We start from the raw sequence: 11517 nt of genomic DNA on the forward strand, positions 1-11517 counted from the left end.
AGCCGCACCACCCAGCCCCTCCGGCGATTGAGGAGCGGGGGTTCGGGGGCTGGCCCCCGACCGTGGCCCGCAGCGTGCGGGGTCCTGTGGTGCGGGGTCCGTCCTCAATCGCCGGACGGGCTGGGTTTGTGCGGGCTGCCAGGAAATGCTGGACGGGCTGGGGGTGCTCGGGGCAACCGGGGTGGGCGGGGGGTCAGGTGGGGGAGGGCTCGCGCGTCAGCGACTCCCTCCCGATGCGGCGGCCCGACTCATAGATGGTCACCACCCCACCCCGGATCTCATACCGATACGGCCCATTCCGCGCCGTATACCCCTCCGAGGTCCCGCGCGCCCGCATACTCACCCCCGCCTCCCGCCGATCGCTGAACTCCCCGAAGTAGTAGAGCTCTCCGCCCTTCGTCCGGCAGAGCACGATCTGCTTGTTCCCGGTGCGGTACGCGACCTCCAGCGACGCCCCCGCCCCCTTCGGCAGCTCCGCCGCGATCCGGGACGGGCAGCTCCCCGGCGCGTTCCCCGACGGCGCCGGCGAGGGCCCCGCGCTCTCCTCGTCCGGGGACCTCAGGGACTCGTACCCCTCCGTGATGGCGTACTGGGCCACCGGCACGCCGACGAAGAAGAGCAGAAGCGCGATGAAGCAGCCCTTCACCCCGCTGCGCCGCTTCCTCGGCGGCGGCGCATAGCGCGGGGGCACATACGGCCGGGGCCTCGGCGCGGGCGCGGGCGCCGGGGCCGGGACGCGGGCCGTGGTGGGGATGTAGCCGGTGCCGCCCGGCGGCGGGTGGAACAGCGCGTCCCCGCCGGAGCGCGGGCGGGCGGTGGCCCGGGGGCGACCCGCGCCCGGCGCACCGGGGCGCGTGCTCCCGGCGGGTCCCCCGCCCGTCCCCGGCCGGACCCCCGTGGCCGCGCCCGCCCCGGCCGCCGGCTTCGGGGCCGGCCGCTTCGCCGTGCTCCTCGGCGACGGCTTCGGCGCCGACTTCCTGGGGCTCGGCTTCTTCGGCGTCGCGGCCTTCCTCGCCGCGCTCCGCCAGCCGGTCCCGCAGACCAGGCAGGACGGATCGCCCCGACCGTTGTTGGTGTCGCATCTGTCGCACCGCCAGTCCCCGGGCGGCCGGGCCGGCGCCGGCTTCCGGGCGGCCGGCGCGGCCGGTGCCCGGGAGCCGCGCGGGGTGTCGCAGGCCACACACGCCGTGTCACCCGGTCCGCTGTAGCTGTCGCACTCCGGGCACCGCCAGTTCGCCGCCGTCACCCCGTGACTCCCTCTCCCCCTGGTGCTCCCGGACCGGGGCCTCAGGACACCCGTTCCGACTCGATCCGCCCGAAGACCTCCGCGTACAGCGCGTCGCTGATCCCGGAGGCCGGCGACACCACCCACTCCGGCGAGTCCCGGGGAATCCGCACCAGCGGCTCCTCCTCCTGCTCGGACTCGGCGGCCTCCGGGATGCCATGGGCCCGGCGCAGCAGCTCCACCGCCTCCCGCGCGTCGTGGACCCGGTCCTCCGGCACCGCGACCCGGACCACCACCCGCTCCTCGCCCTGCCGGGCCCGGTCGGTGAAGTGCAGGATCAGCCGCGGTCCGGCGCCGTGGGCGAGCAGCCCGATCGACTCGCAGGTGCGCGCGAGCACCTCCATCCGCGACCACTCCGTCCGGAGGATCAGCGTGCCGCGCTCCTCGTCCTCCCGCAGCCGGAAGCCGTCCCACTCCAGGAGCTGTCTCACAGGCTGTTCGCGATCGTCTCGATGATCTCGTCCATCTCGAACTCCTCGAGGCCCTCGCCCGCCCGCGAGGCGAAGTGCAGGGTCAGGTCCCACTCCTCGGCGATCGGGTCCGACCACGGGGCCTGATCGGGGGCGAAGAGCACCAGCCGCTTCGCGGACTGCTCCATCACCGCCGTCTGGCTGCGCGCGTACCCCCACTGCTCGAAGAGGTCGTCCAGGGAGCGCGGAATGTGCGGCGGATAGGTGGCGGCGGACGCGCCGACCGTGCCCAGCGGGTGCGCCGGGGCGTCGGTGAACATCACCACGACATGGCGGCGCCGGTCCAGCCCGCTCTCCCACGGCGCGTTGATCGCCAGGGCCAGCGCCTCCAGACCCGATTCGGGGATGTCGCCGCCGCCGGTGGCGTCGATGGTGCGGACGAACGCCTCCAGCTCCCGCGCCTGCTCGGGCAGTCGGAGGAAGTCGGTCTGCTCGATGGCGTTGGAGGGGTCGTCGCCGAAGTCGCGGAAGGCGATGACCTTGAGCCGGAGCTGGCTGATCGCCTTCCCCTTCTTGCCCATCACCTCGTCGAGGCGTTCGTGGAACTGGAGGGCGCTGGCCTTCACCGCGTCCAGGACCGGGAACATGGACCCGGTGGCGTCGATGCACAGCACGAGGTCGACCGCGTACTGAAGATTGCCCTGGTACTGATCGTTTCCGGCGTTCATGTGCTCTCTCCTCAAGGGTGGGACGGGCGGGCGGCGTCAGGAGGAGCCGCGCTGGCCGCTCAGATTGATACGGACACGGGAGGTCTTCCCGGTGGGCGCGGGAGCCGGTGCTTCCGCGGGGGCCTCCGCCCTGGGCGCCGGGGAGGGCGCCGGCGAGGGCGAGGGCGCGGGTGCCGGCGGGGCGGCCGGGCGGGCCCCCGAGCCCTTGAGGTTGGTACGAATCCTGCTGGCGCGCGGGGCGGTACCCCCCGCGCCCCCCGCCGCGGCGGCCGGCGGCGCGGCGGCGCCCCCCGGCTTCGCCCCGCCCGCGCGGGGCCGGTGCAGCGCACAGACCTGTGGATCGGCCAGCGCCTTGAGGAACCCCGCCATCCGGGGCCGCCCGCCCGGCGCCCGCGCGGTCATCGCCCGCACCAGGCCCCGCATGGTGTCCGAGAGCCGGGGGTCGATCTCCAGCGCCTCACCCGCGTTGACCGCGTCGGCGGGGGAGCCGTAGCGGTCGCCGTGGCCCGGCGCCGCGCCCGTCAGGTAGTAGTGCGTCATCAGCCCCAGCGCGAAGACATCCACCGCGCAGGTCAGCGCCGTCGGCCCGGTCGAGCCGTCCTCCTGGAGGTAGCGCCGCCACTCCGGCGCCCCGTACAGCGAGTCCCCCACGATGTCCTGCGGCCCCGGCGGGCTCCCCGACACATAGGAGTCGTCGAAGTCGATGAGCTTGGCGGTGTGGAAGGCGGCGCCGTCCCGCTTCTGGACCAGGACGTTCAGCGGCTTGAGGTCGCCGTGCACCACATCGATGTCGTGGAGCTGCTGAAGACTCATCCCCAGCGTCTTGAGGAGCACCGCCTTCTGCCTCGGCTCCAGGGCCTCCGGCTTCTCCAGGGAGGAGGTGTCGATCCGCTCGGTGACCTTGTAGTAGGTGCTGCCCTGGTGGAAGAAGTCCCGGGCCAGCACCAGATTGCCGCCGCCCCGGGCGTCCGGCCGCAGCCGGGTCATGATGGTGCGGTGCCGGGCCTCGAACTCCTCGCACACCTCCAGCCGGATGCGCACACTCGGCTTCGCCGGGTCGGAGCCCTCCCGGGGGCGCTTGGGGTCCAGGAACTGCTTGAGGAAGAACTCCTGGCCGTCCTTCTTCGCGAACGCCCAGATGCACTTGCCGCCATTGGCGTTGGTCGGCTCGCTGATGACGCGGTAGCCCGCGATCGTGTCACCCAGTCTCATGACATCCCCTCCTCGGGCTCCGGCGGCAGAAGCGCCTCGTAGTCGGCGCGGTACGCCTGCCAGGTCGCGTCCTGCCACGCCGGGAACCGCCCGGCCGTGTCCGGGCCGTGGGCCGTCCCGAAGTTGCCCACCCGCTCGTCCAGCTCCCGGCGCCGCCCGGCGAAGTCCTCCCGCAGCGCGTCGAAGTCCCGGTAGCCGAGGGCGGTGACGACGAGCGTGGCGTCGTCGCCGGTGTACCCGGTGACCTCGGTCCTGAGCCGGGCGGCCCACTCCCGGGCGGAGCGGGCGTCCGCCAGTGTCCCCAGCAGCACCCGCTCGAAGTCCGCCGGGGTGTTCACATAGCCGAACCAGCCGTCGGTGGCGGTGACCAGCACACAGGGCAGCTCGAACCCCTGCTGGAGCTGCGAGGCCACGGTGAACGGGCGGTCCGCGCCGACCAGATTGGTCATCGGGGGGTCGCTCCGCAGCAGCTCCAGGGCGTCGCTCTCGCGGGTGTGGTCCCGGGTGAGGACCTGGAGGCCGCGCTCCGGGCGCAGCAGATAGGCCCGTGAGTCACCCGCCCAGAGCGCCCGCAGTTCGAGGGCGCGGCGGTCGGCGCGGGTCGTGTAGTGGACGGCCGCCAGGGTGGTGGGGAGCTGTCGGCGCATGGTCCCGGCGATCTTGCTGCGGCGCTGGGGCGCATGGGAGAGGAAGTAGTCGAGATAGGTGTGCAGCCGCTCGGGTCCCGGCTCGTCCAGCCCCTGGGCGACCTCGTGGAACCAGCACTCGGTGGCGAGCCTGGCGACCCGCGAACCGGTCCAGGCACTGGTCATCACCGTGCCGCCGGGGGCGGGCCAGACCGGCGAGGCCCCGGCGCCGCCCGCGCCGTCGAAGACCGCCAGCAGCCCCTGTCCGCTCTCCTGGTGATGGGCGAAGAGCGGCTCGGCGTCCTCGCCGCGCCCCGGCACCCGCTCGGTCCACACGGCCACGGAGATCAGCTCCGGCTGCTCATGGGTCCAGGCGGTACGGGGCGGGGGCTCGGGGACTCTGCCCGTGTCCGGGCCGGGGGCGGGGCCGTCGGCGCGGCCGGGCCACCGGGTGGGGAGCTGCCCGGCCGGCGGGGAGTACCCGGCCCGGGGCTCCGGCGCGGGGAGCGGTGCGGCGGGCGGGGGGCCGCCGCCGTCGATCGCGTGCCAGGGGGTGGTGCCGTGGGCCGGCCCGCCCGGAGAACCGCCGGATGACCTGTCGCGCCGTCTCATCGTCGCTCCCCGCGATTGTCGTCGTCCGGCCGCCGCTTGCCGGCCGTCCCCCGGACCCGGCTCTCCCGCCGGGCCCCGCCGTCACCACCACCGGCCCGGCCCGGCGCGCCGCCGCCGTGCCCGCCGCTGCCACCGCGCCGGTCACCGGACCCACCGCTCCCGGCACCCCGGTCGTCCTCCCGGCCCGCGCCTCCCGGGTCCGGGCCGTCCCCGCGCCCCCGGTCGCGCGCGCCGGGCCGGCCGCTTCCCGTACGCCGGTCGTCCGTGCCGCTTCCCGCGCGCGGGCCGCCGTCCCGGTCCATGGCACCCGTGCCCCACGGCCGGCCCCCGCCGGGCGGTGGCAGCGGCTCGTCGTCGGGCGGGGCGGTGTCGCGCGGGGGTACGACCTCCCCGCGCAGGGGCGAGCGCTCCCCGGTCTCCTCCGGGCCCCGGTCCCGGTCCGGCTCACGGTCCCTGTCCCTGTCCCGGCCGCCGGAGGCCAGCGCGCCCCTGAGCCGTCCGCGCCGCGAGCCGTCCCCGCCGTCCCCGAACAGCCCGCCCCCGTCGCCGAGTACGTCCTCCACCACCGCGCGCTCCAGCTCCGCCTGCTCGAACGGCTCCCGGTCCGCGTCGCCGCGCTTGAGCACCAGCTCCGCCGCCGCCAGCCGCGCGTTCCGCTCGTCCGCCTTGCGCTGCTCGACCCAGGCGAGCGCCGCCCGGGGCCCCTCCCGTTCCATGATCTCGGCCACCAGGCCCGCCTCGCCCTCCTCGCGGAGCACCCGCAGATGGCGGTCGCGGCGCATCCCGTCGAGCCGGGTCTCGCGCACCACATCGCGGAACGACCGACCGCTGGCGGCGATCTCCTCCTCGTCCACGAGAAGCTCGACGCCGATATTGCGCAGCCGGATCGCCGAGTCCCCGGTGAAGTCCCGCAGGGTCGCGTTGAGCGCCGTCTCGGCCTCGTGGAACTCGGCGATGTCGTACTCCCGCGACACCTCCCGCAGCATCCGCCGCAGATGCCCGTAGAGCGCGCCGCTCATATCGCGGATGCCGCGCCGCACCACCTCCGCCGGGTCGGCCACCCGGCACACCAGATCGACCCGGCTCCGGAAGGAGAAGGTCGGGTCCCGGCTCAGCAGCGGCTCGATGTCCAGCAGCAGCCGGTGCTCGGTCAGATCGACCGTGAAGACGCTCTGGTACGCGCCGAAGCGCGCGGACGGCACCTCCTCGCCGCTCCTGATCGTCAGCGGGCCGCCGCTCTCCCGGACCAGCACCAGGGCCCGGCCCGGCTCCGGGGGCTTCAGCGGACTGCCCAGCCGCCACTTCGGCAGCGGCTGACGGTCCAGGACGGGGTCGTAGGTCAGTTCGTTCACGGCCGCTTCTCCTCTCCTCGCGCTCGCCGTCGCACCTCAGCCGCGCTCCACCGCACTCAGCAGCCGGGCGGCGGCCTCGGAGGGCCGGTCCCGGTCCCGGGCCCAGCGGTCCAGCCAGTACCGCAGCCGCTGCCGGTGCTTGCCGGGCCTGCGGGCGATGGCCGCCACCAGCTCCGCCAGGCGCGCCGGGCCCCCCGGGCAGCGCGGCCCGTACACATCGAGCCACTCCCGCAGCGCGTCCAGCGCGGGTTCCTGCGTCGGTCTGCGGGCCAGCGCCCGGGCCCACAGCTCCGCCAGCCGCTCCGGGTTCTCCCGCAGCCGGGCCAGCAGCAGCGGCACCCCCGGGACCGCGCCGCGCGCCGAGCCCGCCGTCCCCTCCTCGTACGGCAGGGAGACCGCGAAGACGAAGGCCGACAGGGTCTTCACCACCGGCGGTGACAGGTCCTGCGGTTCGGACCAGTCGAGATAGGCGTCCAGGACCTCCCGGGCACGCCCCTGGTGGATCAGATGGACACCGCCCCAGGCGACCGGCGCCAGCGTGCCCCAGTCGTCGTCCCGGTCCAGCGCGGCCCGCAGCACCTGGACGGCGCGGCCGGGGGAGTTGCGGCCCAGCAGCCCGCCCACCGCGTTCGCCGCCGTGCCCGCGAGCCGGCGCGCGTGGGCGGAGGTGCCCGAACTGGCCCAGGTGCGCAGCAGCTCCCACACCGGGTCCTCGGTGTCGGCCCGGCTGCCGGCCACCCCGAGCGCGGTCGCCGCCGCCTGCCGCACCGGCCAGGAGGTGCTGCCCGCCCAGGAGGTGAGGAAGCGGTGCACCGCGTAGTGGTGATCCGCCCAGGCCAGCACACCGGCCGCGACGGCGGCCCGGGCCCGCACCTCCAGATCGGGGTGGGTCAGCAGCCGGCGCAGCCACTCCAGGAGCGCGTCCCGGCGGCCGTCGAGCGTGGTCCAGGCGCAGGCGAGGACGACCTGCCGCAGCAGCGCGGACCGGAACCGCACCCGGGGCGGACCGCCCTCCGGGGCCGGCTCCAGCCGCAGCCAGGACTGCTCGTCGGCGAGCCGGTCCCGGAAGCGGACATCGGGCGGTGCGGTCACGGGCTCGCTCAGCGCGGTCCGCAGCCGGATCGCCGCCTCGGCGACCGTGAGATAGCCGCTGTCCTCCAGGACGGCGGCGGCCAGCGCGAACGCCAGCGCGTCCGGGTCGCGGTGCCGGTGGAACCACTCCCGCACCTGCTCGCTCGGGTCGCGCAGCGCGGCGACGGCCGCCGCCAGATCGCCTCCGGCCCGCACCACCGACGCCAGCCGCACCGCGTGCCCGGCGGACGGGCGCTCCCGCAGCGCGGCGACCGCGCCGCCGCGCTCCAGCAGGGCGCGCAGCTCGTCCCGGCTCTCCCGGTCCGCGCCGTGCCCCAGCACCCGGCGCTCCACCACGGTCAGCGGGTCCACGGCGGAGAGCCGGAACCGGGCCGGGAGACCGGGGGCGAGCCCGGTCAGCGCCAGCTCCAGATCGTGGCCGCCGATCAGTACGAGATAGCAGCCGGACGCCCGCAGGGCCGCGTGCAGCCCCCGGACGGCCGCCGCGTCGACGGCCCGGACACCCGTTGCCGCGCCGTCCACCACCGCGAGCAGACCGCACTCCCGCACGGGCGGCTCCCACCCCGCTCCGAGGACCGGCCGGGGGTCCAGCAGCCGGTGGCAGCCGCCCGCGCCGTCCGCCCCGTCCCCGCCGGTGCCGCTCATCGCCAGCGCCTCGGCGAGCAGATTGACCGCCGCCGCCTCGCGGCCCGTCCCGGGGGCCGCCGTGAGGACCACCAGCCGGTCGGCGCGGAGCGCCTCCAGGGCCGTGTCGTACTCCTCCGGCTGGATGAACCATTCCGTGTGGTCGGCGAGTTCCGACGGGTGCAGGGCCACCGACGCCGTACCGGCCGGGCCGCCGGCCCCGGCGGCGCGGGCCCCGCCGCCGGCGCTGAAGCCGCCGCCGAAGCTCACCGTGTCGTTGAAGAGGGCGAGGGTGCCGATGCGGGTCCCCGCGGTGTCGGCGTTGAGCCGCTCGGCGATCAGATCGGCGATGACACCGGCGCGCAGTGCCTCGCTCCGTTCGGAGCGGTCGTCGTCGCCGCCCCGGGCGAGCGAGGCCAGGGCGTCGCTCTCACCGACGGGGCCGTCGGGGTCGGGCGGTGGCCCGGGTGTCCGGTCGGGCGGTGGCGGGTCGGGCCTCGGCGCCTCGCCGCCGTCGGTCCCGGCCGCCGGGGCGGGACCCGGAACGGGCGCCGCCGGCGCCTCGTCGGGTGGTGCTTCCTTGCTCATGAGCCGATGAACTCTCGTGACGGGGTGGTGCGGGAGTACGCGGGTGCGCGCGGCGGCCGGTCCGTCCCCGGGCAGGGGGGAGCGGCGCACGCCGAGCGCGGCGCTCGCGTCCGATCAGTTGGTGTTCCAGTCGCCCTGGATCTCGACCTTCTCGTTGAACACCTGGGCGGTCTTGATGACGGCCGCGTTCACCTGCGGGCCCTGGCCGCGCCGGGCCGGCACCGCCTCGCCCACCAGCCGCCGCACATCGTCCTCGAAGACCCGGTCGCGCAGCATATGGGCGAGCAGCAGCCGCTGGAGCTCGTCGCGGGCCGTGGTGTCCGCCGGGTCCCGGGCCACCGTGTCGATGGCGCTCTCCGCCTCGGTGTCGCCGCGGAACCGGGCCCTCATCCGCTCCATGAGCCGGGCTCCGCCGCCCCAGCCGGTGCGTCCGGCCTCCTGCCCCACGGACTCCAGCATGCCTTTCGCCACCAGGGCTACCCCTGCGGCGGCGACCGCGGTGATCGGCTCCATCGTTCCCCCGTCCTGCGCGTGCGCCGATCCCCCCGGCGCACCAGATGGGACCACCCTAGGAGCCGTGGTGACGCCGGGTTGAACCCAGTCAAGACATTGGCTGAAAGTGTCGGTCGGGAAGCCTGTTCGACGAGCCCTTCGGGGCGGTTGGGACATCGCCGGGACGTACCGGAACTCGTTATTTTTCCGGGAGTTGACCGTAGCGGCGACAGGGCCCGGGAAGCGGCCTCCGGCGCCATTCGGCCACCCTCTGTGGCCGATACGGGACGCTGGACGACTGAATCGCTCAAGTGGGGGCACTGGCAGGGGAGTTGGGTAGATGCGCGACCGCCGCCCACTCCTTCGGAGCCTCTCCACGGGGGATGATGGAACCGGTCCGCCGAACCCGCCGCGCACACCCGCCGCCCGCCCGCGCCGTTCGCCGACCCCGAGGAGCGCGGAGCCGGAGCGGCCCGCCGAAGGGAGGCCGTATGGCCCGTCGCCAGCCCAACCTCCTGCTCGCCGAACTGCTCCACGAGGCCGACTGGGGCCCCGCGCAGCTGGCCCGCTCGGTCAACGCCGTGGGCGCCGCTCAGGGCATGCGGCTGGCCTACGACCGCACCTCGGTCGCCCACTGGCTCACCGGCTCCCGCCCCAACCCGCCCATTCCCGACCTGGTCGCCTCCGCGCTCAGCGCGCGCAGCGGGCGGCTGGTCACGGCGGTCGACACCGGCCTCGTCCGGCACCGTCAGCCCGCCGGTGACGCGCTGCCCCGCCAGGGCGAGGGGGACGCGGTGGAACGGCTGACCGCGCTGTGCCGCGCCGACAGCGAACCGCTCAAGCGGGCGCGGCTCGCCCGGACCGCGTACAGCGTCGGCGCCGCGGGCGCCTCGCCGGTCTGGAGGCCCAAGCGGCACGTATCCGTCCGCGCCGGGGACACGGGCCGCCGGGTCACCCCCGCCGACGTCCACCGGCTGCACGGGATGACCAAGGTGTTCAGCGATCTGATGGCGGTGCACGGCGGCGCCCACGCCCGTACCGCGCTCACCGCCTATCTCGCCGACGACACCAGCCGGCTCCTGGCCGGACCCGCCGCGCCCGCGCTGCGGCCCGGCCTCTTCACGGGCGCGGGACAGCTCACCCATCTGCTCGCCCGGATGAGCATGGACGCGGGCGCGCCCGGCCTGGCCCAGCGGTACTTCACCAGCGCTCTGGACCTCGCCCGCGAGGCCGACGACCGCCGGCTCTACGCGATCACCCTGCGGGCCATGAGCGTCCAGGCGCTGGACCTCGGATTCGGCGGCCAGGCGCGGCGGCTCGCCGAGACCGCCGTCGACACGACGGGACCGGTAACCGATCCGTACACCGCGTCCTTTCTGCTCGGCCAGCGCGCCGCCGTCCACGCCTGTGCGCGGGACCGCCACCGGGCCGTCGCCGACCTCTCGACGGCCGAGGCGCGGTACGACCGTGCGAGCAGTCAGGCCGGGCCGTTCGCCGGCTATCCACGGCCCGGCTTCGACTATCAGCGGGGGCAGGTGCTGCTCGCCCTCGGGGAGACCGACCGGGCGGCGCAGGCTCTCGCGGCGGCCGTGGAGGGCCGGGCCGCCGACCGGCACCGGCCGCTGGCGCTCGTCCGCGCCCGGCTCGCGGAGACGCTGCTGCCGCTCGGCCGGCTGGAGGAGTCGTGCCTGCACTGGCACGCCTTCCTCGACCACTATCCGAGCCTGGAGTCGAACCCGGCTGACCAGGCCCTGAGACAGATGCGCCTGTCGCTGCGGGGATACCGCCGCCAGCCCGACGCGGTGGCGGTGCTCCAGCGGGCCCGCGCTTTCACGGGGACGCGGGCGGCTCCCTGAAGTCCTCGATTTCCGCGTCGGCCGCGATTTCCACGGACCGGGGCTCACCCCCCGGCTCCGGGACGCCGGTCATACCGGCATATGCGGGCGGATTCTCCGGGGCGGGCGCGACCGGCGGGACGTCTTTCCGCGCGGGCGGCGGACTGAACGTGAAGGGGTCATCCATGACCCGCTGTTTATCCCGGAATCGGCCACTGCTTCAGAAAAGGCCGCGTCGGGCAAGTATTTCCACCCGCAGAATCGTTGCAAGCATGAGCCATCCGCCAGATATTCTTCAGCGAAACCCGGACATGGGCTGATCGTATCTGTCGGTCCAATCCCTATGTCCGATGGAGAGCCGATTCGGCTCATTCAGCCGACCACGGTCCACGTGTCCTGGCCCGCGAGCAGTGTTCCCAGATCGCTCTTGCCGTTCTGTTCGATGGCGGTGTCGAGTTGGGTGTTCATGAGGGTGTCGTAGACGGGGCGTTGGACGGAGCGGAAGACGCCGATGGGGGTAGGGGAATCCACACCGAAGGTAGGGGAAGGGTGGAGGGTGTCGAGGGCGGGGTCGGCGAGGCGGGAGAGGGCGAAGGCGGTGGTGGGGGAGGGGTGGTGGGCGTTGTGGGTGAGGATGTGGTGTTCGTTGTCGGGGGTGATG

At 75.0% G+C, this 11517-nt stretch carries 10 protein-coding genes and 1 pseudogene; 2 read left to right on the top strand and 9 right to left on the bottom strand.

The window, feature by feature from the left end:
* Nucleotides 1-193 precede the first annotated feature (193 nt).
* Complete coding sequence (locus ABT122_RS32110; RefSeq protein WP_351559452.1) at nt 194-691, bottom strand: hypothetical protein; 498 nt, start codon at nt 689-691, stop codon at nt 194-196.
* A 205-nt stretch (nt 692-896) separates the two neighbouring features.
* Here ABT122_RS32110 and ABT122_RS32115 point away from each other — a divergent pair, with 205 nt between their 5' ends.
* On the top strand, nt 897-1208 hold the full coding sequence (locus ABT122_RS32115) for a hypothetical protein (RefSeq protein ID WP_351559454.1): 312 nt from the start codon (nt 897-899) through the stop codon (nt 1206-1208).
* Nucleotides 1209-1287: 79 nt separating this feature from the next.
* On the opposite strand, the gene ABT122_RS32120 is transcribed toward ABT122_RS32115, so the two are convergent.
* The 7 genes from ABT122_RS32120 to ABT122_RS32150 all read right to left on the bottom strand — a co-directional run bounded on the left by ABT122_RS32120 (nt 1288) and on the right by ABT122_RS32150 (nt 9042).
* A complete protein-coding gene (locus ABT122_RS32120; protein ID WP_351559456.1) occupies nt 1288-1716 on the bottom strand; it encodes a hypothetical protein in 429 nt (142 codons plus the stop codon).
* Nucleotides 1713-2423, bottom strand: a complete 711-nt coding sequence (locus ABT122_RS32125) for a vWA domain-containing protein (RefSeq protein ID WP_351559458.1) — start codon at nt 2421-2423, stop codon at nt 1713-1715. Before ABT122_RS32125 ends, ABT122_RS32120 begins: the two co-directional genes overlap by 4 nt.
* Before the next feature lie 36 nt (nt 2424-2459).
* Nucleotides 2460-3635 (bottom strand): protein kinase domain-containing protein, encoded by a 1176-nt coding sequence (locus ABT122_RS32130; protein WP_351559460.1) that lies wholly within the window; start codon nt 3633-3635, stop codon nt 2460-2462.
* Complete coding sequence (locus tag ABT122_RS32135) at nt 3632-4873, bottom strand: serine/threonine protein phosphatase (protein WP_351559462.1); 1242 nt, start codon at nt 4871-4873, stop codon at nt 3632-3634. Before ABT122_RS32135 ends, ABT122_RS32130 begins: the two co-directional genes overlap by 4 nt.
* Nucleotides 4870-6225 (bottom strand): hypothetical protein, encoded by a 1356-nt coding sequence (locus ABT122_RS32140; protein ID WP_351559464.1) that lies wholly within the window; start codon nt 6223-6225, stop codon nt 4870-4872. The genes ABT122_RS32135 and ABT122_RS32140 overlap by 4 nt, the downstream gene beginning before the upstream one ends.
* Before the next feature lie 36 nt (nt 6226-6261).
* Nucleotides 6262-8529 carry a hypothetical protein gene (locus tag ABT122_RS32145; RefSeq protein ID WP_351559466.1) on the bottom strand — a complete coding sequence of 756 codons (2268 nt, stop codon included), beginning with the start codon at nt 8527-8529 and terminating at the stop codon, nt 6262-6264.
* 114 nt (nt 8530-8643) lie between these two features.
* Nucleotides 8644-9042, bottom strand: a complete 399-nt coding sequence (locus ABT122_RS32150) for a hypothetical protein (protein ID WP_351559468.1) — start codon at nt 9040-9042, stop codon at nt 8644-8646.
* Between the two features lie 470 nt (nt 9043-9512).
* Between ABT122_RS32150 and ABT122_RS32155 the strand changes: the two genes are divergently transcribed.
* Nucleotides 9513-10877 carry an NsdA family TPR-like regulatory protein gene (locus tag ABT122_RS32155; protein ID WP_351559470.1) on the top strand — a complete coding sequence of 455 codons (1365 nt, stop codon included), beginning with the start codon at nt 9513-9515 and terminating at the stop codon, nt 10875-10877.
* A gap of 351 nt (nt 10878-11228) precedes the next feature.
* On the opposite strand, the pseudogene ABT122_RS32160 reads toward ABT122_RS32155, so the two are convergent.
* Nucleotides 11229-11517: pseudogene (locus tag ABT122_RS32160) on the bottom strand (hypothetical protein); the annotation flags it as partial.

Source organism: Streptomyces sp. NPDC001985, assembly GCF_040296845.1.
Taxonomy (GTDB): domain Bacteria; phylum Actinomycetota; class Actinomycetes; order Streptomycetales; family Streptomycetaceae; genus Streptomyces.

Coding starts and splice junctions, on each gene's coding strand:
- ABT122_RS32125 (WP_351559458.1), bottom strand. CDS start 2,423: ATGAACGCCGGAAACGATCAGTACCAGGGCAATCTTCAGTACGCGGTC.
- ABT122_RS32130 (WP_351559460.1), bottom strand. CDS start 3,635: ATGAGACTGGGTGACACGATCGCGGGCTACCGCGTCATCAGCGAGCCG.
- ABT122_RS32135 (WP_351559462.1), bottom strand. CDS start 4,873: ATGAGACGGCGCGACAGGTCATCCGGCGGTTCTCCGGGCGGGCCGGCC.
- ABT122_RS32145 (WP_351559466.1), bottom strand. CDS start 8,529: ATGAGCAAGGAAGCACCACCCGACGAGGCGCCGGCGGCGCCCGTTCCG.
- ABT122_RS32150 (WP_351559468.1), bottom strand. CDS start 9,042: ATGGAGCCGATCACCGCGGTCGCCGCCGCAGGGGTAGCCCTGGTGGCG.
- ABT122_RS32155 (WP_351559470.1), top strand. CDS start 9,513: ATGGCCCGTCGCCAGCCCAACCTCCTGCTCGCCGAACTGCTCCACGAG.